Origin of the sequence: Kitasatospora sp. NPDC059160, from assembly GCF_042755465.1 — a bacterium.
Lineage (GTDB): Bacteria > Actinomycetota > Actinomycetes > Streptomycetales > Streptomycetaceae > Kitasatospora.
The window spans coordinates 28,201-53,172 of the sequence record NZ_JBHZCN010000050.1 but is presented as its reverse complement, the minus strand read 5'-3'; the positions used below and the strand labels follow the sequence as shown (position 1 = coordinate 53,172).

Sequence of the window (24,972 nt, the reverse complement as noted above, 5' to 3'; positions counted from 1 at the left end):
AACTCCTGGAATCGCCGGGCAGCTCGACCGAGCACACCGGTACGCCACCGCCCCGACCGGGACGGGCGCGCCGACTCTAGGGGATCAGCGACCCCGGCTGCCAGTGGGTTTTCGCAGGTCAGGGGCGGTATCGCCAGATACCCGACAGATCGCACCGCCGGGGTGGGGAGGCCGGCCCGGCAGCCGACGGGCACCCGTGCGCGGCGGGCTCAGCCGGCCGGCCGCTCCAGCGCCCGGACGAGCAGGTGGGCGTTGGCGAGGTCGAGGTCGGTGGCGCGGCGCAGCTGCCGGACCGCCCCGTTGCGGTCGCCCTGCGCCAGCAGGCGCAGCAGTGCGTCGTGCAGCTGCGCGTCCTCGCGGGCCAGCCGGGCGGCGGCCTCGGCGGGGGTGGCGGGCAGGCTGCCGTCGCGGACCAGGGCGGCGAGGGCGGCCGGGCTGTGGAGGAGGGCGAGGAAGGTGTCCTCGCGCAGCGCGCGGACGGCCTTGACCTCGGCGCCCTCGGCGTACAGGGCGAGGGCGCGCTGCTGGGCGGCGGCGGGGATCGGCGTCAGGGTGGCAGCGGTCGCTGCGGAGGCGGCCACGGTCAGCACTCGTTCCCTGGCGCGGTGGCGCCGGACGTGGGCGGGTGGAAGCGCATGGGGCTCCTTGTCGTTCTGCGGATCACGGTGCGGGGGGGGTTCAAACTACGGAGCCGCCGAAGCGCCGATCAAGGCGATCTGATGGTCACTTGAGCCTTACCGCCCGGTAGCCCCACGACTCCAGCCGAACGGCGGGCCCCTCCCCCGCCGTCCGACGGGCCCCGGGCGCGCACAACCCCCGGGCCCGCACCACCCCCGGGCCCGCACCACCCCCGGGCGCGCCGCGGCCCCGACGGCCGGGGCTCCGTCGGGGCCGGGGCGGGTGCGGGGAGGTCAGGGGCACTGCTTCCAGGCGAGGTGGTAGGTGGTGTTGATGTTGCCGTCGGTGGAGTCCATCGTCATGAAGCTGGTGGTGTGGGCCTGGTCGGAGCTGCCGCCGGCGACGCGCAGTTCGGTGTTGATGTTGAAGTTGCGCTCCTCGCCGCAGGGGGCGAAGACCAGGGCGGCGACGTCGACGGTGTCGGTCGCCTGCCAGCTGTCGTCCTTCGGGCCGTCGAAGCGGTGGCTCTGGTAGCTGGTCTGGGAGTCGCCCTGGAAGTAGTAGTTGGCCCGTTCGGTGCCGTTCGCGCCCTGTTCCAGGTGGGCGAAGCCGCGGTAGTCGGCGGAGGCGATGGCGTAGGTGAAGCCCTGGGGGACGTGCACCCGCAGGTCGAGCTGGCAGTTCTTCCGGAAGTCGGTGGGCTTGGAGCCGACGCCCACCTGGGCGAGGTAGCTGCTGTACGTCACGGTGAAGGCGGTGTTGTCGGGCGAGACGGCGACGGCGGCGGTTCCGGCCGGACAGCCGGAGCCGTTGACGGTCGCGACGTCGATGACGATGCGGTCCGGCGGGGTCGGCAGCGAGTCGCCGCCGAAGGTCGAGGTGCCGACCAGTGCGGCGGTCGCGGTGGCGGCGACGGCCAGGGTACGGAGCAGCATGGGCTTCCCCTTCGATCGTCCACGGAGGTTCGGGGGCGGAGCGGCGCGCTGCGGCGCAGGGCGGCGCGACGGCGTTGCGGACGAGGCCGAGCGCGGCCCCCTCGGGTTTGACGTGGCTATGTCAGCACATCGCGCGGACGGTGTACAAGGGGTGACGCATGGTCACTGTCGACGGGCTCGGCGGCCCCCCGGGTGACCTGCGGGCGTGGGGCGCGGGTCCGGTGGATCGGGCACCCGCATAGTCGGAGGGTTGATCACACCTTCCGATCGTGAGACGAGACGACCGTGCCCTTCCCCCGCCGCCGGACCGCCACCACGGCCCTCGCCCTGCTGCTCGCCCTCCCCGGCTGCGGAGCCCCGGCACCCACGCCGAACGCCACCGGGGACCGGACCGCGACGGCCACCGAGGACCCCACCGCGACGGCCACCGCGACGGCAGGAGGCCAAACCCCTTCCGAGCCAAGGGCGTTCACCCTGGTCGCCACCGGCGACGTCCTGCCCCACACCGAGATCATCCAGCAGGCGAAGGAGGACTCCGGCGGCACCGGCTACGACTTCACCGCCATGCTGGCCGGCGTCAAACCGCTGATCAGCGGCGCCGACCTGGCCATCTGCCACATGGAGACCGTCTACGGCGCCGACGGCGGCCCGTACACCGGCTACCCGGCCTTCAAGTCCCCGCCCCAGGTCGCCAAGGCGCTCAGGGACGCGGGCTACGCCTCCTGCGACACCGCGTCCAACCACACCCTGGACGACGGCCCGGCCGGCATCCGCCGTACGCTCGACGCGATGGACGCCGTCGGCCTCGCCCACACCGGCTCCGCCCGCACCGCCGAGGAGGCCGGGAAGCCCGCGCTGCTGCGGGCGGGCGGCGCGACGGTGGCCCAACTCGCCTACACCTACGGCACCAACGGCATCCCACTGCCGAAGGACGAGCCCTGGGCGGTCAACCTGATCGACCGGGACCGGATCCTCGCCGACGCCCGCGCCGCCCGGGCCGGGGGCGCCGACCTGGTGGTGGTCAGCATCCACTGGGGCACCGAGTGGCAGGACACCCCGAACGAGCAACAGCTCACGCTGGCAAGCGAGTTGGCCGCAGCCGGCGAGGGCCCGGGCCGCCCCGACGTCGACCTGATCCTGGGCACCCACGCCCACATCCCGCAGGCCTACGAGAAGATCGGCGACACCTGGACGGTCTACGGCCTCGGGGACCAGCTCGCCGGGCACATGTTCACCCACGGCGACACCGAGGACCCGCGCGGCAACTGGAGCTCGCTCGCTCGCTTCACCGTCGGTCCGCCCGCCGGGCCGGGGCAGCGCTGGACGGTGAGCCGGGCCGAGTTCGTCCCGCAGATCACCGACCTCGGCCCGCCCTACCGGGTGCTCGACCTGCGCGAGGCCGTCCGCCGCAACCCGGGCCGCGCCGACTGGGTCCGCGCGCTGGACCACATCCGCACGATGGTGCTCAGCCGCGGCGCCGGCGCGGCGGGCCTCACCATGGCACCGTGACGCCCGCCGGGCGGACGTCACCCCCGTCGCCCCCACGGCAGCCGCCCGAGCCCGCACCTCACACGCAGTAGCCGCCCAGCCCGTGCTCCAGGAGGTCGAACGCCCGCCGCGCGGCGGCCACCGCGTCCGGGTGGACCACCTCGGCCGCCTCACCGGCCGCGAGTCGCCGGACGTTCTCCCGGACCAACTCGGCCTGCACCCCGCACAGTTGGGCTGCCACCGTACGCGCCACCGTACGGGACGCGACATCCCGCACGCCGGCCCCGCTCTGCTCGGCGAGCGCGTCGGCGAGCGCGTCGACCGTGCGGGTGGCCTGCTCCAGGACGCGCAGCCGCAGGCTCGGCGCGGCGAGCACCATCCGATGGAAGGCGAGGACGTGCGGGTCGTCGTCGAGGCCGGTCACGACGTCGTGCCGGTCGAGTCCGGCCAGGAAGCGCCGGCGCACGGCCACGATCGCGGACTCGCCGGGGGCCCTGTCGAGGACGACGGCGACGATGTCGTCGAAGTGGTCCTCGAAGCGGTGCAGGACCAGGTCCTCCTTGGTCGGGAAGTGGTTGAAGACCGTCATCGTCGAGACCTCGGCCACCGCCGCGACCTCGGAGACGGGGACGTTGTCGAAGCCGCGCTCCAGGAACAGCGCGATCGCCGCCTCGGAGACGGCCCGCCGCGTCTGCTGCTTCTTCCGCTCCCGCAGGCTGCCGGTCCCGTTGCTCATGCCGGCACGCTACCACATCACTTGTGTCGCTCAAAGATTTTATTGACAACAGCATTTTAGTGACTATAAAAATCCTCCCAGGGGTCGCCACCGGGCGACCGCGCCCAGGAGGAGGGGTCGGATGCACAGCACAGCAGCGGTCGGGGCGGTGCCCGGGGAGGGCGCCGACCCGCCGATGAGCCGGAAGCACGTGGTCATCGCCGTGACGGGCTGCTTCGCCACCCTGTTACTGGGCCTGCTCGACCAGAACATCGTCAGCGCGGTGTCCTGGACGATGGTCAAGGATCTCGACCCGCTGCACGGCGTCGATCACCTGCCGTGGCTGCTGACGGCCTACACCCTGGCCGACTGCATCGTGCTCCCGCTGTACGGGAAACTGGCCGACGTCCACGGCGCCAAGCGCGTCTACCTGTTCTCGCTCGGCGTCTTCCTGGCCGGGTCGGTCCTGTGCGGCCTCGCGCGGAACCTGCCCGAGCTGATCGCCTTCCGGGCCGTGCAGGGCGTGGGCGGCGGCGGACTGATGTCCGTGACCATGGTGGTCCTCGGACTGCTCACGAGGCCGGGCGGGACGCACGCGGAGGAGGATTCGGGTAAGGCGGGCATGGGCGGGATCATGGTGGGCCTGGGCATCGTGCTCGGTCCGGCCGCAGGCGGACTGGTCGCCAACCATCTGAACTGGCGCTGGGTGTTCTACCTCAACATCCCGCTGGGCATCGCCGCGTTCGTCACGTCCGCACTGCTGGTCCGACTGCCGGTGACACCGGTCGGACGCCGCATCGACTTCCTGGGCGCGGCCCTCATCGCCGCAGCCGCGAGCGCACTGCTGATGGTCTCCCAGTGGGGCGGCAAGGACTACGCCTGGACCTCACCGACCATCGAGGGCCTGGGCGCTGCCGCGATCGTCCTGCTGGCCGCGTTCGCCTGGCGTCAGACCACCGCGGCCGAACCGATCTTCACACCGGCCCTGCTGCGCAACCCGGTCGTCCGCATCATGGTGCCGCTCGGCTTCTTCGGCGGCATCGGCCTGGCCGGTTCGGTGGCCTACCTGGCCGGCTACCTCCAGGAGGCCCGGGGGCTCACCCCCACCGGCGCCGGTCTGCTGTTCTTCCCGATGGCCATCGGCATGGTCGTCATCGGTGTGCTCTCCGGGAAGGCCATGGTCAGGATGGCCGGCCGCCACCGCTACCAGCTGCTCGTCGGCCACCTGCTGGTCGCCGGCGCGATGGTGGTCTTCACCGGCCTGGGGACCGACACCCCGCTCTGGTTCCTCGGCTTCGGACTGTTCCTGCTCGGCCTCGGACTCGGGCTCTGCCTGGGCATCGGCCTGATGATCACCCAGAGCGCGGTCGGCCCGGAGCACCTCGGCGTGGCCACCACCTCGGTGCGCTTCGCCCAGCAACTCGGAGCCTCGGCCGGCCTGGCGCTGTTCGGCACCGTGCTCAACCGCGAACTCGCCTCGAAGCTCAGCAGTGCGGCGGGCGCCGCCGACGCCGACGGCCGGTTGAACACCTCCGCCCTGCCCACCCTGGACCCGGAGCAGAAGCGCGTCGCGCTGGACGCGATCGTCTCCTCCACCCACACGGTGTTCGCGATCGCCGCCTGGGTGATGGTCGTCCCGGCGGTACTGTCCCTGTTCCTCCGGGAACGACCGGTCCCTCACGGACGCCGGCCTCGGCAACGTCCGTGAGGGAGCGGCAGAGCCGGCGACGGCCTGCCTACGGCTTGCGGCCCACGCCGCCGTACACCGAGACCTGGCCGTCGAGCCGCTGCGCGGGGTCGCCCAGTTCGGGGTGCCACTGGTTGATCAGGACCACGCCGGGGTCGTCCAGCTCCAGGCCGGTGAAGAAACGTTCCACCTCGGCGTGCGAACGCGTGTGGACCTCTATTCCGGCCTCCGCGTAACGCCGGGCGCCCGCCTTGGCCGCCTCGGGCGCATTGTCGGCCGTGCCCGCGCTCAGGGCCAGGAAGCTGCCGGAGGGCAGGGCGTCCACGAGCTTGCGCACGGGCGGGTGCGCGGCCTCGTCGGAGAGGAAGTGCACGATGTTGATCAGCGTCAGCGCGACCGGCTGCGTCAGGTCCAGGGTGGCGGCCACCCCCGGATCGGCCAGGAACCTCTCCGGCTCGCGCAGGTCGCCCTCGACGTAGGCGGTGCGCCCCTGCGGGGTGCTGCTCAGCAGCGCGCGCGAATGGGCCAGCACGATCGGGTCGTTGTCGACGTACACCACCCGGCAGGCCGGGTCGACCGCCTGGACGATCTCGTGCAGGTTCGGCGCGGTCGGGATGCCGGTGCCGACGTCCAGGAACTGGCGGACGCCGTGCTCCTCGGCCAGTCGGCGCACCATCCGGTGCATCACCGCGCGCGCGGCGGCCGCGGCGGTCCGGGCCTCCGGGAGGTCGGCGAGCACCCGGTCGCCGACCTCGCGGTCCGCCGGGAAGTTGGTCTTCCCGCCGAGCAGGTAGTCGTAGACCCGCGCGGAGTGCGCCCGGTCCGTCCGCAGGTCCACCTGCGGCGGCGGCTCGAAGTCCACCTCGGTCAGCCAGCTCTCCGGCCCGTTGCCGTCCATCGTCGCCCTCCCCGTCCGGCGTCTGGTCCGGACCACTCAACCACAGGACGTGAACGTCCGTCAGGCGGTTCCCGGTGTCCGCTGAACCCCGGATTCCGCCTCCCGGAGCACGGCGGTGAAGGAGGGCACCCGCATCGCCGTCAGCAGGCCCAGCACCGGCCCCGCCGTGCAGACCGTGACGTAGAACGGGATCAGCCCGAGCTTGCCGTGGGAGTCCAGCCACGCGGCGAGCAGCGGGAAGGTGCCGCCGAAGGCCGCGATGGTGGCCGCGTTGACCACGCCGAGGCCCACCGCGCGCACCTCGGTCGGGAACAGCAGGCCGGTGAACACGTTGAGCGTGCCGAGCACCGTCGCCACCATCATCCCCAGCAGCACGGCCACGAGTTGGAAGGGCAGCCAGCCCTCGCGCAGCCCGGCCAGCAGGAACCCGACCAGCGGCACGGGCAGTCCGAACCCGATCCGGGCCACCGGAAGCAGGCCGAAGCGGTCGGCGGCCGCGCCGGTGAGCAGCATGGTGGCCAGCACCACGGCCAGCACGACCGTCATGAAGGAGGCCGCCCGTTCCTTGTCGATGACGTGGTAGGCGGCGGCGTACTGCGGCAGGTAGGTCAGCGCGAAGTAGTAACCGACCGTGCCGCCCAGGGTGTTGAGGAAGACGGTGAGCACCGCCCAGCGGTGCTCCCGGAGCGTGCGCAGGAACGGCGGGCGCCCGCCCGGCCCGGCGGCGGCCCGGGCGCGCTGGAACTCGGCGCTCTCCGGCGCGGCCCGCCGCACCCACACCGCGCCCAGCCCCAGCAGCGCGGCGGCCACGAAGCCCCAGCGCCAACCGCCGTTCTCCAGACCGGACTTGCCGATGGCGTGGATCAGCAGGGTGAGCACCCCGAAGGACAGCAGCGAACCCAGGATGATCCCGCCGTAGGAGACCGAGCTGAACGCGAACCGGTGCCGGGGCGGCGCCGTCTCGGTCACGTACGCGGCCACGCTCGGCGCCTCCCCGCCGAAGGCGAGCCCCTGCACCACCCGCACCACGACGGCCAGCACCGCCGCCCAGACGCCGATCGTCCGCTGCCCCGGCAGCACGGCGAGGCCCAGGCTGGCGACGGCGATCACGGCCATGCCGAGGCTGAGCGCGAAGCGCCGCCCCCGCGTGTCGCTGAGCCGGCCGATCAGGTACGAGCCGACCGGGCGGGCGACGAAGCCGACCGCGAAGGTGGCGTACGCGGCGAGCGTGCCGCTGACCCCGCCCTTGCCGTGGCCGAAGAGGTCGGCGGCGAAGTAGGGCGCGAGCACGGCGTACACGTTCCAGTCGAAGGACTCGACCACCGACCCCACCGTCGCCGCCGCCAACTCCCGTCGCCGGCCCCCGTCGTGCACCCCGTCACGGGCGGGGGCGGTATCGATGCGATCTGTCATGGCGTCAGCATGACACCGTTCGACCTGCGGCGGAATCGGGTTCGGCGACCGCTCCGGCGCGAGCCCGGCGACCCGGCGACGGCCGGCGCGCGGCCGGTGCGGCGGCGAGCCGCGGTACCCCCGTAACCGCGCCTCGCCGCCGGACGGGCCCGACACCGTCGGGCCAAGCCTTCATCCTCGCCCCGGGACGAGGACGACGACCACGACGTTGACCTGACGTTGACCTGACACTTGGCCTCCGGGGGACTACGCTCAGGCGCGATCCGGGTCGGCCGGGCGGGGCGGCGACACGGTGCGCAGGGAATCCGGAGGGAACGGGTGGGGGCTGCTGCTTTCGCCGCGCTGCTGCGCGAGCGACGTCTGTCGGTGGGGTGGAGCCAGGACGAACTGGCCGACCGCTCAGGGGTGTCGGCCCGGTCGATCAGCGCACTGGAGGCCGGTGGCCGCCGACCGCGGATGTCCTCGGTCGTCCGGCTCGCCGAGGCCCTCGGCGTCGCCCCGGACGCCCGGGCCCACTGGCTGGCCGCCGCCCGGGAGAGCGATGCGCCTCCCGCCGTGCCCGCCCCGGAGAGCGCGCCGCCGCCCTCCCCGCCGCCGCTGCCCTCCCCGGGGGCCTCGGGCCCGCAGCAACTCCCCATGGCGATAAGGCACTTCACCGGCCGGGCCGGTGAGCTCCGGGCCCTCGACGCCCTGCTCGCCGACGTGACCCCCGGCTGCGGCGCGGTCGTGATCTCGGCGATCGCCGGCACCGCCGGTGTGGGCAAGACCAGCCTCGCCGTGCACTTCGCCCACCGGGTGGCCGACCGCTTTCCCGACGGCCAACTCTTCGCCAACCTGCGCGGGTTCGACCCGGCCCGGGCCCCGGTCGACGCCGCCGACGTGGCCCGCGGCTTCCTGGACGCCCTGGGCGTCCCGGCCCTGCGGATCCCCGCCGACCCCGACGGGCAGCTCGCGCTCCTGCGCAGCCGGCTGGCGGGCACCCGGACGCTGATCGTCCTGGACAACGTCCGGGAGGCGGAGCAGGTCCGCCCGCTGCTGCCGGGCTCCACCACCTGCCTGGTCGTGGTCACCAGCCGCAACCGGCTGCCCGGCCTGGTCGCCCTGGACGGCGCGGTGCCGATCGCCCTGGACGTGCTCTCCCGCGAGGAGGCCCGCGAACTGTTCGCCCGCCGCCTCGGCGCGACCACCGTCGCCGAACAGCCCGACGCGGTCGACGAACTGATCGAGCTGTGCGCCCGGCTGCCGCTCGCCCTCAACATCGCCGCCGCCCGGGCCGCCGACCACCCCGGCACCCCGCTCGGCGTCTGGGCGCGCGAGCTGCGCGACTCCCGGGCCCGCCTGGACCTGCTGTCGGCGGGCGACAGCCACGCCGACGTCCGCCTGGTGCTCTCCTGGTCCTACCACGCCCTGGCCCCGCAGGCCGCCCGGCTGTTCCGGCTGCTCGGCCTGCACCCGGGCCCCACCATCAGCGTGCCGGCGGCCGCGAGCCTCACGGGCCGCCCGCCGACCGAGACCCGCGCCCTGCTGGACGACCTGCACCGGGCCCACCTGATCACCGCACCCGAGCCCGGCCGGTACACCTTCCACGACCTGCTGCGCGCGTACGCCGCCGAACAGGCGGCCGCCCTCGAACCACCGCAGGGCCGGGCCGGGGCGACCCGGCGGATGCTCGACCACTACCTCCACACCGCCCACCGCGCGGCCGGGCTCGCCTACGCCGACGACGCCTCCTGGCACCCGCTCGACCTCGCCCGCCCCGCCGCCGGAGTGACACCCGAACAGCTCACCGACCGGCAGCAGGCGCTCGCCTGGTACCGGGACGAACAGCCCGTGCTGGAACGGATCGTCGACGCCTCGCACGCGGCCGGGGCCGACCTGCACACCTGGCAACTGGTCGGCGCCCAGGTGCCCTACCTGCTCAAGTCGGGCCTGTGGCAGCAGTGGCAGCGCGCCGGCGAGACCGCGCTGGCCGCCGCCCGACGCGCCGGCGACCCCGACCGCCGGGCCCACGCCCACCGCTGGCTCGGCCAGGTGCACCGCTCCCAGGACCGCCAGCCCGAGGCCCAGCGCGAACTACGCCTGGCCCTGGCCCTGTTCGAGGAGACCGGCGACCGGCCGCGCGAGGGCCGCACCAGGCTCGACCTCGCCATCGCCCACGGCGAGGTCCGGGACGACGCCGAGGCGGTGGCCGAGTCCCGACGGGCCCTGGCCCTGTTCGAAGAACTCGGCGACCCCTCCGGACAGGCCCTCGCCCTCAACAGCATCGGCTGGTACCTGGCCCAGCAGGGCGAGCTGCGCGCCGCGCTCACCCACTGCCGGCGCGCCCTGGACCTCGCCCGCGAGGCCGGCAACCTGCCCGGCCAGTCCTCCATCTGGGACAGCATCGGCTACATCCACCACCGACTCGGCGAGTACCGCGAGGCCCTGCCCGCCTACCACGAGTCCCTGAACCTGCGGCGGGCGGTCGGCGACTACTTCCTCCAGGCCGACATCCACACCCACCTCGGCGACACCCACCTCGCCCTCGGCGACCGGGAAGCCGCCCGAGCCGACTGGACCCGCGGCCTGGCCATCCTGGACGACCTCCAGCACCGCGACGCCGAAGCCGTCCGGGCCCGCCTCCACCGCCTCGACGCCGCCCCGGGCACGGACCGATAGCAGGCCTCGGATCCCGAGCCGAGCCGCTCGAACGGCGCTCTAACGCGCCGCTCCGATCCCCTCCGGCAGGACGGCCACCACGAAGGCCACGGCCTCCTCCGGCGTCTCCAAGCGCGCGAGCAACGTGCCCCCGTTCCGTACCCCGTAGAACCCCTCGTCGTGCGGCCAGATCATGGGCCCGACCCTTGTCGTGGTCCGCTTCGCCGTGATGCCGGTGGAGAACCCGAGGTTGAAGTGGCTGGTCACCGGCATCAGTTGGCGGAGCACCGGCTGGGCGTACGCCGCCGCCAACAGCGCATGCACGCGCGGGAACCGGTTCATCGGCGGCATGTGGATGCCGTCGAGTCGGCGGCACCACTCCAGCTCGACGGCACCGAGCGGCTCCCGCTCGTGCGCGAGGGCCCAAGGGCGGAACTCGATGCACGGGGCCTGCTCCCTGGTTCCCGCGAGCCCCGCTCCACCCGTCCAGGCCACCACCGCCCTGACCACCTCGGCCGGATCGGCGGTCGACCCGCCGGCCAGGCACCGGCCATTGCTCTGGAGGTACACCCAGAAGGTCCGACGCTGCTCGTCGGCCGGGCGCACCCACACCCGCCGGTCGAGCCCCGCGTCGACGTACGCGGCTGTGCCCCTCCACGGTCCTTCGTGCTCAGGCAGAACGACCCCGAGGCCCTCCGCCGCACGCAGCAACCTCTCCCCGAGCGTCACGCCACCCCAGTCGTCCTCGCCGGACCCCACCTCGAAGCCCATCCGACCAGTATGCCGCCGAGCGCATCGACGGTCTCCGTCGATCAGGCTACGGTCCTCCTCACCTCGGGCCGGGCGCCGGCCGGGGTCGATGCCTTCTGCTCGGACGGTGCGCGCCGAGGGCTGTGACGGCGGTGCGGCGGAACTGCTGGTCCACCTGCCGGCCCTCCCCGTTCGACGGTGTCGGGGCACGCTACCACCGGGGTGACCGGCAGGTGGTCCGTCTCACGGGCGGCGCAGGAAGACGTCCTGGAGGAGGTTGGTGTCCCCCGGGACGAGGTTGCCGTCGTCGGCGTTGAAGATCACGGTGTCGCCGGTGGCGTCGACCCGGGGGGCGGAGGAGGCGGCCGTGCTCTGGGCGCCGTCGCGGGTGAGGCTGACCCGCTCGGTCGTCCCGGTCCGCAGGTCGCGGCGGAAGACGTCGACGGCGCCGTTGGTGTCGCCGGGGACGAGGTTGTCGGCGGCGGAGTCGAAGTAGACCCAGCGGCCGTCGGCGGTCATCTCGCCGCCGGAGGATTCGCCGTCCGGTGTGCTGCCCGACAGCCCGGTGTCGACCTGGGTCGTCCGGCCGGTGGCCAGTTCGTGGGCGTACACGTCCAGTCGGGTGCCGCCGTGGCCGGGGCTGCCCTGGCCGTAGGACGCGAGGGAGTAGAGCAGGTAGCGGCCGTCCCGGCTGATCCGGGCGTCGTGGGCGGCGTCGCCCAGGTGCCCGGCCGCGTCCAGGCTGCCGGCGGCGATCCGGCCGGTGCCGGCCTTCCAGACGTAGTAGGGGTAGTAGTGCGGCCGGGCCAGAGCGGGGGCCGCGGTGGCGGCCGGGGCGGCGGCCGCGGTCGCGTCCGGGGTCGCGGCGGGGAGCAGGTTGCCCGCCCGCGAGCCGAAGGAGACGGTGGAGCCGTCGGCGCTGATCGTCGGGTCGAAGGAGTTGGCCTCGGCGGCCGTGCCGTCCGCGCCGACGGTGACCAGGCGGCTGGTGCCGGTCCGGCGGTCGGTGACGTAGACGTTGTTCTGGCCGGTGACCGCCGCGCCGCTGGCGAGGTCGCCGCGGTTGGACACGTAGGCGACGTAGCGCCCGTCCCGGCTGATCGACGGGCTCTCGGCGTCGTAGCGGCTCTGGTCGTCGGTGGTGGGCAGGCCGCCCGCGGTGACCAGCTCGGTGCGGCCGGTCCAGCGGTCGCGGACGTAGACGTCGCTGCGGTGCTTGGCACCGCCGGGCAGCACGTTGGTGGCACTGGCGCTGAACGCCACGTACCGGCCGTCACCGCTGATCGAGGCCTGGAAGGTCATGGCGTTCAGCTTCGATCCGTCGTCGGCGACGCTGACCCGCTCGACGTGGCCGTTGCGCAGGTCCCGGACGTAGATCTCGACGTTGTTCGGGGTACCGGGTAGCGGCAGCAGGTTGGTGGCGGTCGAGGAGAACAGGGCGTAGCGGCCGTCGTCGCTCAGGCCGAGGGCGGTCGAGTAGCCGTCGAGCTGTTCGCCCTTGGGGCCTTCGCTGACCCGGGCGGTCTCGCCCTTGGGCGGCCGGGCCTCGGCGGCGGGCATCGCGGCGCCGGCCGCGAGGGCGGCCACCAGGACGGCGGCGGCGCGGGCCGACCGGCGACGGGTGCGGGCGGTGGTCATGGATCATCCTCCCCAGATGACGGTGCCGGGCCCGAACACCCCCCGCGGCCCGGTTCGGGACGAGCCAACCGCCCGCGCGGACGGCCGGTCAACGACCGTGGGCCAGGTCGTCCGGAAACACGCCACCGCCGGGGTTTCCGGCCGAAACCTCCCGCTCCGCTACGCCGCCGGGGCCGGGCCGGGCCGGTGCGGCAGGAGAGCGCCGCACCGGCCCGGGGCTCACGCCGAGGTGCCCGTACGGCCGCGGCGGCCGAGCAGTACGCCAGCCGCCGCAGCGAGCACGCCGAGCACGCCGACCACGATGCCGGCGATGCCGAGACCGCGGGCGGTCGAGTCGCTGGCGTCGGCCTTCGCCCCAGCAGCCGCAGCCGTCGCCGTCGCCGTCGGCGCTGCCGTCGCACCGCCCGACGGCGCCGGAGTCGCGGCGCCCGCGCTGTCCCCGTCGGCGGCCGCAGCCGTCAGGTGCAGCACGGGGGCCGGGTTCTTCGGCTCCGGCTGTCCGGCCTGGGGCTCCTCGATCCAGCGCACCACATTGCCGTCGCTGTACGTCTGGAGGGCCTTGAAGACCACCTGGTCGGTGCCCTCGGGCAGCGCGCCGAGCTCGACGGTGAAGTCCTGGTAGTGGCCGGGGCTGATCTGGCCGCCGGTCCAGATCACCTGGGAGACCACGTCGGTGACGTCCCCGTCGTCGGTGTGGATCGGGGTGGTGAGCTTGGTCGTGGTGATCTTGTCGGTCCAGCCGGGCACCGGCGCGACCAGGGCGGACGGGACGGGGTGGTCGGTCGGGAAGTCGATCTCCACCTTGACGGTGCTCTTGGTGTCGTCCTCGTTCGGCACCCGGAAGGCGAAGGTCCGACGGTCGCGGCCGCCAGGGCGGCAGCGGCGGCCAGGCGGGTGGTGCGGGTCAAGGGAGTCGGGCGGGTCAGGCGGGAAGCTCGCATGATGCGGTCGTTCTCCAGAGGAGGGCACGCGTGGCCGCGCACGGGCGGGCGGCGGGCCGGTGTCCGAACCGGGACGTCGTCGGCCGCCGTACGGGAGGTCGCGTGCGGTGGGTGATCGGGGGCGGGAGGACGGCCTGGCCCGGGAGCGTCCCCGCTCCGGTCACGCCGTCGCACACCCCGGCGGGCCGCGCCTGATCACCACGTGCCGTAGGAAGGCCGAGCACGCCCGGCCCGAGCGGTCGGCGCCCGAGGCCCGGCGCAGCGCGCGCCCGGGGGCGTTCAGCCCGTCCCGCAGGGCCGTGAACAGGGCCAGTACGCCTCGGAGTTGAGCCGCGCAGGCCCGCCCGGTGGCCTCGGCGGCGCGGGCCGCGAGCCGGACCAGCGCCCACACCGCCGCCTCGCCCCGGCGCAGCCACCAGCCGGCGGCGAGGGTCGCGCCCAGGTGCGCCAGGAGCATCGCGGGGCTCAGCCCGACGAGCGTCGCATGGCACCAGAAGCCGAGGTGGCTCGCCGCCACGGCGGTGTGGTGGGCGGTGCCCGCGCCTGCGCTCGCCGTGACGTGCGTCATGGCAGCGCTCCGACGCCCGGCCATCCCCGGCATACCGCTCATCCCCGGCATGCCCGCCATGTCCGGCATCCCACTCATATCCGGCATTCCGGCCATCCCACCGGTGCCGCCCCGCGCCGTCCCCGACTGCCCGGCCCCGGTACCAGCCCCGGCAGCGGCCCCGGCCGCGTGGAACAACAGGTGCAGGCCCGCCTGGCCGCCCAGCAGAGCGCCGACGATCGCCCGGGCCGAACGCTCCCGCCGCGCACCGAGCACGGCGAACGCCGCGACCAGCACCCACCCGAGCAGCAGCACGCCGGGCGACAGCCGGTCCCCCGAGGCCAGCACGTGCCCGGCGGCGGACAGCACGAGGCAGACCGTCGCGAAGGGCAGGGCCCGCAGCACGCGAAGGTCGAGGGCGGCGGCGCGCACCGGCAGCGGCGCGGGCCCGGCGTCGAGGTCGGTCATGGCGGCGCCATCATGGCACGGGATCCCTGGGCCCCGTCGGGGTCTCCCCTGATTCGTCCCCGATCCGGCGCCCGGCGGCGTTTCGGCCCACCCCGCCCCGGCTACCACAGCCGTACGACCCGTCCGGGAAACCGGGCCGCAGGCCTTCATCGCGGCACGCCGGAGCGGTAGTTGAGCTTAAGCGGATCTTCAGCAAGCCCCTGTCATCCTGACCGTGCCGCGGTTCGCCGCGGCCCCAGCCGCCGCTCGTCGCACCAGGCGGCTTCCCCCGCGCCCCGGCCGCGTCCGGGCACCGGATCGTGCCCGGACGGGCACCGGAAGCCACCCGCCCCTGCCCCGTCACCGCCAGAGGATCGGCCGATCGTGTCGCAACTCCCGCACCTCCACGAGGCATCGGCGCACCACGCCGACGCGTCCCGCCCGTCCGCGCCAGCCGCCTCGACCGCCGCCGGGCGCGTCGTCATCGTCTCCGCGAGCGTGGGCGCCGGGCACGACGGCGCCGCCGCCCAACTCGCCCTGCGCCTGGCCGGGTCGGGCCACACCGTCGACCGCTGGGACTTCCTGGACCTGGTCCCCGCCGGGCTCGGACCACTGGTCTCGGAGTGCTACCGGCGGCTGCTGACCATCGCCCCCTCCGCCTACCAGCGGATCTACTCCAGCACCGAGTCCACCGGCCGGCCGGGCGCCCTGATCCGGCTGATCCAGCGCAGCACCCACCGCAAGCTGCTGCGCGCGCTGCCGCCGGACACCCGCGCGGTGGTGGCCACCTACCCGATCGCCGGGCAGGTGCTCGGCAACCTGCGCAGCCGGGGTCGGCTGGCGGTGCCCGCCGCGGTCTACCTGACCGACTTCTCCGTGCACCCGCTCTGGGTGGCGCCCGGCGTCGACCTCCACCTGGCGGCCCATCCCGTCCCCGCCGAACAGGCGCGTGCGCACGGGGCCGAGCGGGTCGCGGTCGCGGGCCCGGTGGTCGACTCCCGGTTCACCCCGACCACGGAGGCCCTGCGCACGGCCGCCCGGGACCGGTTCGGGCTGCCTCCGGGCGCACCGCTGGCCCTGCTGGTGGCCGGCTCCTGGGGGGTGGGCGAGGTGGCGAGGGTGGCCGCCGAGGTGCGGGCCACCGGGGCGGCGGTGCCGGTCGTGGTGTGCGGGAAGAACCGGGCCCTGGCGGAGCGGCTGCGGGCGGACGGCGTCGAGCACGCCTTCGGCTGGGTCCGGGACATGCCCGGCCTGATGCACGCCTGCGACGTGCTGGTGCAGAACGCCGGGGGCCTGACCTCGCTGGAGGCGTTCGCCTGCGGCCTGCCGGTGGTCAGCTACCGCTGCATACCCGGGCACGGCCTGACCAACGCGGCCGCCCTCGACCAGGCGGGCCTGGCCCCCTGGGTCCGCGACCCGGCGGAGCTCGCGGCCGTGCTCACCGCCATGGTCGACGGGCCCACCGGGCGCCGGTACCGGGAGGCGGGGCTGGCGCTGCACCGCGACGCGTCCGGGCCGGCGGAGGCCATCGCGGCCATCGCGGCCGGTTCCTCCGGCGCCGTACGGGCCGCCGGTGGCTCTCCCGGCGTACCGGGCTCCGCCCCCTCCCCCGCCCTACCGGACTCCGGCTCCGCCCCCGCCGTACCGGACTCCGCCGCCTCCCCCGCCGTACCGGCCGACGCCGCGCCCCCGGTGCACGCCGGACCGCCACCACTGATCCCCGCGCAACGCCGCCGCCCCGACCGGGAAGCCATCCCCACCCGCGCCTCCGCTCCCACCCCACGCCGCCCCGACCGCAGCCCCGACCGCCGCCCGGGCCGTCGCGTCGGCCTCGCGGTCGCGGCGCTCAGCGCGACCGCCTGGCTGTCCACCGCGGGCACCCAACTCGCCGTCGCCTACGGCGGGTTCGACGCCGTCGACGCCGGCCGCACCGGCCGGGCCTTCCTCGTGGTGCACCCGCCGCACGGCGGGCACCTCGACGACGCCACCCTGCGCGCTCTGTCGGCCGTGCAGGCCGCCGTCTCGGTCGACACGGACGAGGCCGCCGCCGACCCGGCCGAGGTCCGCCGCTTCGCGGCCGCCGGGCTCACCCTGGTCAACGCCGGCTACGGCCCGCCCTACCAGAGCGGGATCGTCACCCGCCGCGACTCCGTCGAGGCCGGGGCCGACGCCCTGCGCTCCGCCACCGGCGCGGGCAGCTCCTTCTTCCTCTCCAGCCGGGACGTGGACGCCCTCGACCTCGGCCTGGCCGCCTACCACCGCGAGCACCTGGTCGTCCCGGACCTCCGGATCGCCTGCGGCAGCGCCGTCACCCCGCAGCTGAGACCCGGCCAGATCGTCCTGGTCGAGTGCGGCAGCGCCGATCCGGCGAGGCTCACCACGACCATGAACCGCCTGCTCACCTCCCACCGCCCGCCGCGCCTCGGCGCGCTGAACTCCCTTTCCTGAGGCCCCCATGAAGCCCCGCGCGCTCCCGCTGCTCGGCGCCGCCGCTGCCACCGCCGCCGTCGCCGTCACCGCCCTCCACGCGGCTCCCGTGCTCTCCACCTACGGACCGCTGCGCAACCGGCTGCTGCCCCGGCTCGCTGGGACCGGCCGCCCCGACCACGTGGCTCTCACCTTCGACGACGGCCCCGACCCGTCCTCCACGCCCGCCTTCCTGGCCCTGCTCCAGGAGCGCCAGGTGCACGCCACCTTCTTCCTGCTCGGCTCGATGGCCGTCCGCGCGCCCGCGCTGGTGCGGGAGATCGCCGACGCCGGGCACGAGATCGCCGTGCACGGCTGGGCGCACCGCCCGCTGCTGCTGCGCGGGCCGCGCGCCACCTACGAGGACCTGCGCCGGGCCCGCGACACCGTCGCCGACCTCACCGGCACCGCGCCGCAGTGGTTCCGGCCCCCGTACGGCGTCATGAGCGCGGGCGCCCACCTCGCGGCCCGCCGGCTCGGCCTGGCCCCGGTGCTGTGGACGAGCTGGGGCGAGGACTGGACCGGCCGCGCCACGCCGGACACCGTCCACCGCACCGTCACCGCGGACCTCTACGGCGGCGGCACCGTCCTGCTGCACGACTCGGACTGCACCTCGGCCCCCGAGGCCTGGCGCTCCGCCCTCGGCGCCCTGCCCCGGCTGCTCGACCACTGCGCCACCCGGGGCTGGCAGGTCGGCCCGCTCCGCGAGCACGGGGTCGGGGCGGGGCCCCGAGGCGGCGCGGCCTGAACCGGACCGACCACGGAACCCGGCGCGTCAACCGACGACGGAACCCGGCGCGTCGGCGGCCCCGGCGCGTCAGCCCGAAACGGACTGCGGCCCGGCCGCGATGCGGGCCGCCCGGGCGCACACCCGCCGCAGCAGCGCGTTCAGTTCGGTGCGCTGGCCCTTCGTCAGCGGGGCCAGCAGGTCCTCCTGGACGCTGGCGGCGTCGCCGTGCAGCCCCTCCAGGGCGGCCTCGCCCGCAGCGGTGAGGGTCACCACCTCGTGGCGGCCGTTGACCTGGACGACCATCGACTGCACCAGCGCGGCGGCCAGCAGTTCGTCGAGCGCCCCGGAGACCTCCGCCTCCGGCAGGCGCAGCCGGGCGGCGAGGTCGGGCCGGGCGTGCGCGCCCTGCCGGGACAGCGCCGCGAGCACCGACAGGTGGGTCTGACCCATCCCCCGGGCCCGCCAGCGGTCCGCCAGCAGGCCGTCCGCCGCCCGGCCGGCCGCGGACAGCAGGTAGACCGTCTGCTCGAAGGGACTCGACGATCCCTTCCGCCCGTCGTACACGTGCCATCCAATCGCTGGGAGAGGCTGCACCACCTCCGGTCCGGGCCCCGGAGTGCCGACGCCCATGCCCGCGCCGGGCCGAGTCGTACCGGCGGTGAGCGGTACGGAACGCGCGGAGGGCGCGAGGACCACGGGCACGCGGTGCCGCGGACGGGCGGGAGCAGCCACACCCTACCCACGGTCGGCGGCTCCGGTCTACATCGATGTCGTCGAACCGCGAGGTCACCGGCCCCGCGCCGCGCACCCGGACCGGGTCACGCTCCGACGGCCGGTCGACGTATCTCCGCACCCGGGCACGTGTCGGTCGTACAGAGACCTTTCGGGCTCCCGCATACTCGCGATCGCTGTTCGAAGGCGCCGACGCCGCGCCCGGCAGCCGACCCGAGCACCCGCCCCGAGCCCGCCGGAGGACCCGTGACCACACCCCCGACCACCCACGACCCCGATCCGGTCGTCGCGGCGCCGACGTACCTGGCGGACATCCGCACCTACTTCCGCCCCGAGGACGTGGCCCACATGGCCACCAAGGGCATCGACCTCGGCACCTACGACGGGGTGGAGCAGAACGCCCTCACGATCTTCGCCCACACCTCGCCGCCCAACGCGGGCATGCCCCCGGACGCGGCGGGCAAGTGGAGCGCCAACCGCTCGCAGACCTTCAAGAACTGGATCGTCAACGGCTTCCCGCTCGGCACCTCGACACCGGTCACGACGCCGCCCGGCGGGGCGGCCCCGGCCCGGCTGCGCAAGGACGTCACCACGCTCACCGACGCCGAATTCGCCCTCCTGACAACGGCGTTCAACGGCGTCATGGCCCGCTCCAGCACCGCACCGGACGGCTACTTCACCCTGGCCGGGCAGCACGGGCTCCCCAAGGCCTGGTGCCTGCACCACGAGCCCCGCTTCAACCCCTGGCACCGGGTCTACCTGCGCGAGTTCGAGGACGCGCTGCGTTCCGTCCCGGGCTGCCAGGACGTGACGCTCCCCTACTGGGACATCTCCACCCCGCTGCCGGACCGCCTCCAGCACCCGCCGTTCGACCAGTACGTCCTGCCGGCCGACCCCGGCGCCACCGCGACGCCGCCGGTCACCGGGCTCTTCCCGTACACGACCGAGCGCTACCCGGTCGCCGAGATCACGGCGAACGTGACGAGCTTAGGGGTCCTCGACGACATCGCCACGTCGATGGCCCAGTCCCTCTGGGGCGCGTCCGACATCAACGGCTACCAGAAGTTCTCGATCCAGGCCCACGACAGCGGCCACGGATCGGTCGGGCCGACGATGGGCGTCCAGGAGGTCTCCGCCTTCGACCCGGTCTTCTGGTTCTTCCACTGCAACATCGACCGGCTGTGGCTGCGCTGGCAGCACCTCAACACCGCGACCACCCTGGCCGGGTTCCGCACCACCCTCGCCGGCGGGGACGACAGCTGGCTCACCGACCCGAGCTTCAACCCGCTGCCGCCGTTCACCGCGACCGCCGACCAGACCATCGCCACCGACATCGGGTACGACCGGCTGGACCTGCCCCCCGCCCCCGCGGAGACCGTCATGGAGAACCTCTCCGGCAGCATCGACGCCGCCCGCACCTTCTCCTTCCGCAGCGCCGACCCGGTCTCGGTGCGGGTGAAGGGCATCAACCGGCTGAACATCCCGGGCTCGTTCGTCGTCAGCCTGCTCGCCGACGGCGAGCCGGTCGCGAAGCGGTTCTTCTTCCAGCCGAACAACCCGCGCCAGTGCGAGACGTGCGCCAAGCACGCCACCGTCAACATCGACTTCCGGCTGACGAGGGAGCAGGTCCTGGACCGCACCCTGAGCGTCCGGATCGACGTCCCCGGGCACTCCGAGAAGGTCGGCACCGCCTTCCCCCTCGCCCAGGCCGGCCACCCCACCGTCAACGCCCGCCTCCTGGCCGGCGAGGCGTAACCCGCGGCCCCTCCCGTCGCTCTCCCCCGACCGCTCAGACGAAGGCGATGACGAGCAGGACGGCCGCCACCAGCAGCGCGACCGTCAACGCCGACGTCCCGCTGCGGCTGCCGGGGCCGCCTGGGCCGCCGGAGGTGACGGCGGCCCAGGAGACGGCGGGGACCGCCACCGTGAGCACGATCGCCAGCCACCTCACGGTGCCCATCGGGACCCCGGCGACCTCGGCCCCGAAGACGGTCGTGAACATCACCAGCAGCCAGGCCGTCGCCGTCAGCAGCGCCCAGGCCGCCCGGGCGGTCCACCGCTCGACCGGGTCGGCCGCACGGAAGTTGCTGCGGGTCATCGTCAGGATCCGGGTCCAGTTCGTCACCGGAACATTCTGTCGAACCGGACTCGCGGGGGCCAGGGGCGGGCCTCCCCTGGCAGCGGGCTCGGCGGGCAGCGGGGTCAGCGGGCTCAGCGGGCTCAGCGGGCGAACTTCTGCCGCGCCGCCGGGGTGACGGGGGTGAAGAAGTTGACCAGGTTGCCGTCGGGGTCGCGGAACAGCAGCGACCGGTTGCCCCAGGGCATCGTGGTGGGACCGGCGACCACCTCGGTGAGGACGGCGGCCAGGTTGCGGTGGACGCGGTCCACGTCGTCGACCAGGAACTCGGTGATCACGCTGTGGTTGTCCGCCGGGCGGGCCGAGCCAGGGGCGAACAGCGGGACGGTACGGGTGCCGGCGATCGCGAGGGTGGCCCCGCCGATCCCCAGTTCGGCGAAGTCCTCGGTGGCCCACACCGCCCGCACCCCGGTGACCTGCTCGTAGAAGGCGACGAGGCGGGCGACGTCGGCGGTGATGACGCGGATCGAGACGAAGTCCATGGGGATCTCCTTGGCTGAACCTGAAACGGGACTCGGGAACCTGCACGTCGCAGGCTAGGCGGGATACCGGACAGAACCGGTCCCCTATTCCGCCTAGGCTTCGACCATGCCCCGACCCACCGCCCGTGTACTGACCCTGCTGGAGCTGCTGCAGTCCGGCGGCACCCGGACCGTCGCCGAACTCGCCGACCGGCTCGGCGTCCAGGGGCGCACCGTGCGGCGATACGTGGACCAGCTGGGCGAGCTGGGCATCCCGGTGGAGTCGGTGCGCGGCCGCTACGGCGGGTACCGGCTCGCCCCCGGGTACCGGCTGCCCCCGCTGATGCTCGGCGAGGACGAGGCGCTGGCCGTCCTGCTCGGCCTGCTCGCCGGCCGCCGCGCGGGCCTGAGCACAGCGGAGCGCACGGCGGGCGAGACGGCGGCGGCGAAGATCCGCCGGGTACTGCCCCAGCACCTCGCCCGCCGGCTCGACTCGCTCCTGGACGCCCTCGCCTTCACGGACCGGCCCGGCGAGTTCGACACCCCGGACGCCGAGGTCCTGCTCACCCTCGCCGACGCCGTCCGCCACCGCCGACCGGTCTCCCTCCACCACACCGGCCGCGACGGGCGCCGCACCGAGCGCACCCTGCACGCGTACGGGATCGTCGCCCACGCGGGCCGGTGGTACGTCACGGGCCGCGACGCCCTGATCGACGAGGACCGGACCTTCCGCCTCGACCGGATCGCGGACGCCCGCACCCTGCCCGGCTCCTTCGACGTGCCCGACGGCCCGGATCCGGCGGACCGCGTGCTGTCGGCGTTCGCCACGGCCGACTACCGGTACGAGGTGACGGTCCGGATCCACGGGACGGTCGGGCAGATCCGCGCTGGGCTCCCGGCGAGCGTCGCGCGCCTGGCGGACGACGCCGCTGAGGGCGTCGCCCTCCAGGACGACGCGACGGCCGAGCGCTGGCGGACTGTCGAGCTGCGGGCGGAGCGGCTCGACTGGCTGCCCGCCGTACTCGCCTCACTGGACCGGCCGTTCGCCATCGAGCGGCCCGACGAACTACGCGCCCTCGTCGCCGCCCTGGCCGACCGCCTCGCCTCCTACACCCGTGGCCAAGCCCCCGACCACGCCACCGGCAACACCACCGGCCACGCCTGAGCCGCGCGGGCCGGCAGCCGGTGAGGCCGAACTGCCGGTCGGCGCCGCTGCGCCGGCCACTCCTTCGTCTCCAGCCAGGCGGCCCGCTCATCGGCCAGGGTGCCCCACCACCAGGTGAACGGGGAGGTGGCGGAGTCCAGTTCCTCCCGCCACCGGTGGAGGCAGGGTCTGCCTCCGGTGCTGCGGCGGCGTTCCGATCAGGGACTCACCGTCACGGTGATGGTCTCGGGGTCGGCGGCGTTGTCCTGGTACACCGAGTCGCCGCTGTAGACGGCGGTGACGGTGTGGGTGCCTGCGGTGCGGAAGGCGGTGACCGTCCCGCCGGCGGCGCACCTGCCGAGGGAGAGGAACAGGCGTCCCGTGCCGAGGGCCGTCCCGGTGGTGGTGTCGGTGAACGTGACGGTTCCGGTGGGCCTGGTCGTGGAGCCCGCGCCGGGGCAGACGGTGTCGCTGAGCACGACCGGCGAACCGATCCGGGTGCTCCGGGGAATCGCGGTCATGGTCGTGGTGACCGGCTTGCCCACGGTGTAACTGATGATCACCTGGCCGTTCCGGTTCGCCGTCCCGATCGTCGAGGCCGCGTAGGACGTCCCGGTCCCCGACGGGGTCGCGAAGCTGCTCCCGCCACCACCACCGCCACCGCTCGCCAGGGTGCCGGTCCTGTTGACGGCAGCGCTGCCGCCGCCCCCGCCGGCGAAGTACCCGCCGCCCCCGCCACCCCCCGCACCGGTGGCAGTGGCGGCACAGCCGCCGTCGATCGCCCCGCCGGTGCCGCCGGTGCCGATCGCGGTACCGACGAACCCGCTTCCCGGCGCACCCGTCGTGGCGTTGCAGAACGCGACGGTGCCGGCCGCCCCGCCCGGACCACCCGTGTTCGTGCTGGTGCTGCCGCCGCCACCGCCCTGCCCCGGCGCGGCTCCAGGGCCGGTCGCGCTTCCCGCCGTACCGCCGGTGGCGTCGGGTGTCGTCCCGCCGTTGCCCCCGTCGCCGCCCTTCAGGCTGCCCCCGGTACCCCCGGCGGCACCGCCGCCCCCGGCGACCACCAGGAAGGAGCCCACGCTGACGCTGGACGCACCGCCCCCGCCCGGCCCTTCCGCCCGGAAGCCGGTGACCGGGATGCCCCCACCCGGAGCTCCGCCGTTGAACCCGCCGGCACCCCCCGTCCCCGTGCCGTTGCAGCCCTTGCCGCCCGCGCCGCCGACGTTGACGGTGACCGTCGTCGGGGCGGTGGTCTGCGGGAGGGTGGTGACGACCCGCGCCCCCGTCCCGCCCGTCCCCGTGACGGAACAGGAGGTACCGGTGTTGTCGCCGCCGCCCGCACCGTCGGCGGTGATCGTGACCACCGCCTGCGCCGGGATGGTGAGGCTCTGCGAGCCGCCGGTGAAGGCGAAGGTGACCACCGGGTCGGCCCCTCGGGTCCGCACCGGGGTGGTGCCCGGCGCGAACCCCGTCGCCGCAGCGGTCGCGGGGATCACCCCGGTACCGGCCAGCGCCACGCACACCCCTGCCACCACCCCGGCCCGCCACCACCGCGCACGAACGTGGACGCCCGCCTCTCCTGCGACGACGGGATGTCCTGGGGCGTGGTGTCCGATCACTGGTGTCTCCCGATGTGCTGGCTGGAGGTGGGGCTTCGGGGTGCTGGATCACGCGACCCGTGCAGCGGTGGCATCCCTGCTCCGGAGCGTGATCACCCGGCCCAGCGTGACGACCGGCCGGCCCTCGCGCCCCGATTGCTCCGACGGCGGCGTGCCGCACACCATCACACCGGGCGGCACCCGGCACCCGGCACCCGAACTCACCGAGCCGCGTACACCGGCGCCAGCGCCCCGGGTGGTCCCACCAGCGCGACGCCCCTCGGCAGGCACTACCGTCCTCAGCCATGACCGAGCCGACCTACCGACACGCCACTCGGGTGGCCTACGACACCGTTGCCGTCGACTACGCCCAACTCGTGCCACCCGCGTTCGAGGGCGACCTGTACGGCCGCGCGATGATCAGCACATTCGCCGAACTCACCCGGGCCGTCGACGCCGGGCCCGTCGCTGACCTCGGCTGCGGGCCCGGCCACGTGACGGCACACCTGCACTCCTTCGGGCTGACCGCGTTCGGCATCGACCTGTCGCCGGAGACCGTTGCCGTCGCCCGTCGCACGCGCCCGGACCTGCAGTTCGACGAAGGGTCGATGACCGACCTGGACCTGCCGGACGGCACTCTCGGCGGCATCCTCGCCTGGTACTCGACCGTCCACACCCCTCCGGAGCTCTTGCCGGTGGTCTTCGCGGAGCGAGAGGCCCCGACAGGGCCAGCAGGCCTACCTCCTGGCCCGAAAGCCGGGGCAGCCGACAACGCCGCGTGGGACGAACCCGCCGATCTGCTTCCCGGCGACAGTATCGAGCGAGACCGGAGAACCGGATGCCCAGGGGTGACAACTCCAGCGACGCCGAGCTCGGACGCACAGCGCACGGCGAGGACGCCGCTCAGGCGCAGGAGTGGGAAGTCGGTGGGGCCGACTTCCCACACCACGTGGGCTTGAGGATCACAACCATGAGCCGGGTCGACGGGCG

Annotated in this window: 21 protein-coding genes; 8 read left to right on the top strand and 13 right to left on the bottom strand. The window is 74.5% G+C overall.

What is annotated here, in order from left to right:
* Nucleotides 1-209: 209 nt before the first annotated feature.
* The gene (locus ACFXOZ_RS22120; protein WP_380527057.1) at nucleotides 210-581 is read right to left on the bottom strand and encodes a hypothetical protein; all 372 of its coding nucleotides are present in this window, start codon (nucleotides 579-581) and stop codon (nucleotides 210-212) included.
* 330 nt (nucleotides 582-911) lie between these two features.
* Complete coding sequence (locus ACFXOZ_RS22115) at nucleotides 912-1,553, bottom strand: DUF4360 domain-containing protein (protein WP_380527055.1); 642 nt, start codon at nucleotides 1,551-1,553, stop codon at nucleotides 912-914.
* 285 nt (nucleotides 1,554-1,838) lie between these two features.
* Between ACFXOZ_RS22115 and ACFXOZ_RS22110 the strand changes: the two genes are divergently transcribed.
* Nucleotides 1,839-3,062, top strand: a complete 1,224-nt coding sequence (locus ACFXOZ_RS22110) for a CapA family protein (RefSeq protein ID WP_380527053.1) — start codon at nucleotides 1,839-1,841, stop codon at nucleotides 3,060-3,062.
* A gap of 58 nt (nucleotides 3,063-3,120) precedes the next feature.
* Here ACFXOZ_RS22110 and ACFXOZ_RS22105 read toward each other — a convergent pair whose 3' ends face one another.
* Complete coding sequence (locus ACFXOZ_RS22105) at nucleotides 3,121-3,777, bottom strand: TetR/AcrR family transcriptional regulator (RefSeq protein ID WP_380527051.1); 657 nt, start codon at nucleotides 3,775-3,777, stop codon at nucleotides 3,121-3,123.
* 121 nt (nucleotides 3,778-3,898) lie between these two features.
* On the opposite strand from ACFXOZ_RS22105, the gene ACFXOZ_RS22100 reads away from it, so the two are divergent.
* The gene (locus tag ACFXOZ_RS22100; RefSeq protein ID WP_380592199.1) at nucleotides 3,899-5,464 is read left to right on the top strand and encodes an MFS transporter; all 1,566 of its coding nucleotides are present in this window, start codon (nucleotides 3,899-3,901) and stop codon (nucleotides 5,462-5,464) included.
* A gap of 28 nt (nucleotides 5,465-5,492) precedes the next feature.
* Here the strand turns inward: ACFXOZ_RS22100 and ACFXOZ_RS22095 are convergent, their stop codons facing one another.
* Nucleotides 5,493-6,341 (bottom strand): SAM-dependent methyltransferase, encoded by an 849-nt coding sequence (locus tag ACFXOZ_RS22095; protein WP_380592197.1) that lies wholly within the window; start codon nucleotides 6,339-6,341, stop codon nucleotides 5,493-5,495.
* Nucleotides 6,342-6,401: 60 nt separating this feature from the next.
* On the bottom strand, nucleotides 6,402-7,754 hold the full coding sequence (locus tag ACFXOZ_RS22090; RefSeq protein ID WP_380592195.1) for an MFS transporter: 1,353 nt from the start codon (nucleotides 7,752-7,754) through the stop codon (nucleotides 6,402-6,404).
* A gap of 318 nt (nucleotides 7,755-8,072) precedes the next feature.
* On the opposite strand from ACFXOZ_RS22090, the gene ACFXOZ_RS22085 reads away from it, so the two are divergent.
* Nucleotides 8,073-10,412, top strand: coding sequence for an ATP-binding protein (locus tag ACFXOZ_RS22085; RefSeq protein WP_380592193.1), 2,340 nt, complete (start codon nucleotides 8,073-8,075; stop codon nucleotides 10,410-10,412).
* A 39-nt stretch (nucleotides 10,413-10,451) separates the two neighbouring features.
* Here ACFXOZ_RS22085 and ACFXOZ_RS22080 read toward each other — a convergent pair whose 3' ends face one another.
* From ACFXOZ_RS22080 to ACFXOZ_RS22065, 4 genes are all read right to left on the bottom strand, one after another.
* A complete protein-coding gene (locus ACFXOZ_RS22080) occupies nucleotides 10,452-11,162 on the bottom strand; it encodes a DUF6193 family natural product biosynthesis protein (protein ID WP_380592191.1) in 711 nt (236 codons plus the stop codon).
* Nucleotides 11,163-11,384: 222 nt separating this feature from the next.
* Entirely contained in the window at nucleotides 11,385-12,779 is a 1,395-nt protein-coding gene (locus ACFXOZ_RS22075; protein WP_380592189.1) for a TolB family protein, read from the bottom strand.
* Between the two features lie 219 nt (nucleotides 12,780-12,998).
* Nucleotides 12,999-13,616: a YcnI family protein gene (locus ACFXOZ_RS22070; RefSeq protein WP_380592187.1), complete on the bottom strand. Its 618-nt coding sequence runs from the start codon at nucleotides 13,614-13,616 to the stop codon at nucleotides 12,999-13,001.
* A 264-nt stretch (nucleotides 13,617-13,880) separates the two neighbouring features.
* Nucleotides 13,881-14,735, bottom strand: coding sequence for a hypothetical protein (locus tag ACFXOZ_RS22065; protein ID WP_380592185.1), 855 nt, complete (start codon nucleotides 14,733-14,735; stop codon nucleotides 13,881-13,883).
* 363 nt (nucleotides 14,736-15,098) lie between these two features.
* On the opposite strand from ACFXOZ_RS22065, the gene ACFXOZ_RS22060 reads away from it, so the two are divergent.
* Together ACFXOZ_RS22060 and ACFXOZ_RS22055 are read left to right on the top strand one after the other, a co-directional pair.
* Nucleotides 15,099-17,162 (top strand): glycosyltransferase, encoded by a 2,064-nt coding sequence (locus tag ACFXOZ_RS22060; protein ID WP_380592183.1) that lies wholly within the window; start codon nucleotides 15,099-15,101, stop codon nucleotides 17,160-17,162.
* Nucleotides 17,163-17,169: 7 nt separating this feature from the next.
* Nucleotides 17,170-17,928: a polysaccharide deacetylase family protein gene (locus ACFXOZ_RS22055; RefSeq protein ID WP_380592181.1), complete on the top strand. Its 759-nt coding sequence runs from the start codon at nucleotides 17,170-17,172 to the stop codon at nucleotides 17,926-17,928.
* 69 nt (nucleotides 17,929-17,997) lie between these two features.
* On the opposite strand, the gene ACFXOZ_RS22050 is transcribed toward ACFXOZ_RS22055, so the two are convergent.
* Complete coding sequence (locus ACFXOZ_RS22050) at nucleotides 17,998-18,474, bottom strand: MarR family transcriptional regulator (protein ID WP_380531150.1); 477 nt, start codon at nucleotides 18,472-18,474, stop codon at nucleotides 17,998-18,000.
* Between the two features lie 414 nt (nucleotides 18,475-18,888).
* Here ACFXOZ_RS22050 and ACFXOZ_RS22045 point away from each other — a divergent pair, with 414 nt between their 5' ends.
* The gene (locus ACFXOZ_RS22045) at nucleotides 18,889-20,397 is read left to right on the top strand and encodes a tyrosinase family protein (RefSeq protein ID WP_380592180.1); all 1,509 of its coding nucleotides are present in this window, start codon (nucleotides 18,889-18,891) and stop codon (nucleotides 20,395-20,397) included.
* A 34-nt stretch (nucleotides 20,398-20,431) separates the two neighbouring features.
* Here the strand turns inward: ACFXOZ_RS22045 and ACFXOZ_RS22040 are convergent, their stop codons facing one another.
* Nucleotides 20,432-20,767 carry a hypothetical protein gene (locus ACFXOZ_RS22040; protein ID WP_380531155.1) on the bottom strand — a complete coding sequence of 112 codons (336 nt, stop codon included), beginning with the start codon at nucleotides 20,765-20,767 and terminating at the stop codon, nucleotides 20,432-20,434.
* Between the two features lie 95 nt (nucleotides 20,768-20,862).
* On the bottom strand, nucleotides 20,863-21,261 hold the full coding sequence (locus tag ACFXOZ_RS22035; protein ID WP_380592178.1) for a VOC family protein: 399 nt from the start codon (nucleotides 21,259-21,261) through the stop codon (nucleotides 20,863-20,865).
* Between the two features lie 106 nt (nucleotides 21,262-21,367).
* Between ACFXOZ_RS22035 and ACFXOZ_RS22030 the strand changes: the two genes are divergently transcribed.
* A complete protein-coding gene (locus tag ACFXOZ_RS22030; RefSeq protein WP_380592176.1) occupies nucleotides 21,368-22,405 on the top strand; it encodes a helix-turn-helix transcriptional regulator in 1,038 nt (345 codons plus the stop codon).
* Nucleotides 22,406-22,602: 197 nt separating this feature from the next.
* Here ACFXOZ_RS22030 and ACFXOZ_RS22025 read toward each other — a convergent pair whose 3' ends face one another.
* Complete coding sequence (locus ACFXOZ_RS22025; protein ID WP_380592174.1) at nucleotides 22,603-23,901, bottom strand: Ig-like domain repeat protein; 1,299 nt, start codon at nucleotides 23,899-23,901, stop codon at nucleotides 22,603-22,605.
* Nucleotides 23,902-24,287: 386 nt separating this feature from the next.
* Here ACFXOZ_RS22025 and ACFXOZ_RS22020 point away from each other — a divergent pair, with 386 nt between their 5' ends.
* Entirely contained in the window at nucleotides 24,288-24,941 is a 654-nt protein-coding gene (locus ACFXOZ_RS22020; protein WP_380592172.1) for a class I SAM-dependent methyltransferase, read from the top strand.
* Nucleotides 24,942-24,972 lie beyond the last annotated feature (31 nt).

Bases quoted from the DNA above. Each gene is read 5' to 3' on its own strand.
- ACFXOZ_RS22115 (WP_380527055.1), bottom strand. From the start codon at position 1,553: ATGCTGCTCCGTACCCTGGCCGTCGCCGCCACCGCGACCGCCGCACTG.
- ACFXOZ_RS22105 (WP_380527051.1), bottom strand. From the start codon at position 3,777: ATGAGCAACGGGACCGGCAGCCTGCGGGAGCGGAAGAAGCAGCAGACG.
- ACFXOZ_RS22100 (WP_380592199.1), top strand. From the start codon at position 3,899: ATGCACAGCACAGCAGCGGTCGGGGCGGTGCCCGGGGAGGGCGCCGAC.
- ACFXOZ_RS22095 (WP_380592197.1), bottom strand. From the start codon at position 6,341: ATGGACGGCAACGGGCCGGAGAGCTGGCTGACCGAGGTGGACTTCGAG.
- ACFXOZ_RS22090 (WP_380592195.1), bottom strand. From the start codon at position 7,754: ATGACAGATCGCATCGATACCGCCCCCGCCCGTGACGGGGTGCACGAC.
- ACFXOZ_RS22080 (WP_380592191.1), bottom strand. From the start codon at position 11,162: ATGGGCTTCGAGGTGGGGTCCGGCGAGGACGACTGGGGTGGCGTGACG.
- ACFXOZ_RS22075 (WP_380592189.1), bottom strand. From the start codon at position 12,779: ATGACCACCGCCCGCACCCGTCGCCGGTCGGCCCGCGCCGCCGCCGTC.
- ACFXOZ_RS22065 (WP_380592185.1), bottom strand. From the start codon at position 14,735: ATGACCGACCTCGACGCCGGGCCCGCGCCGCTGCCGGTGCGCGCCGCC.
- ACFXOZ_RS22055 (WP_380592181.1), top strand. From the start codon at position 17,170: ATGAAGCCCCGCGCGCTCCCGCTGCTCGGCGCCGCCGCTGCCACCGCC.
- ACFXOZ_RS22035 (WP_380592178.1), bottom strand. From the start codon at position 21,261: ATGGACTTCGTCTCGATCCGCGTCATCACCGCCGACGTCGCCCGCCTC.
- ACFXOZ_RS22030 (WP_380592176.1), top strand. From the start codon at position 21,368: ATGCCCCGACCCACCGCCCGTGTACTGACCCTGCTGGAGCTGCTGCAG.
- ACFXOZ_RS22020 (WP_380592172.1), top strand. From the start codon at position 24,288: ATGACCGAGCCGACCTACCGACACGCCACTCGGGTGGCCTACGACACC.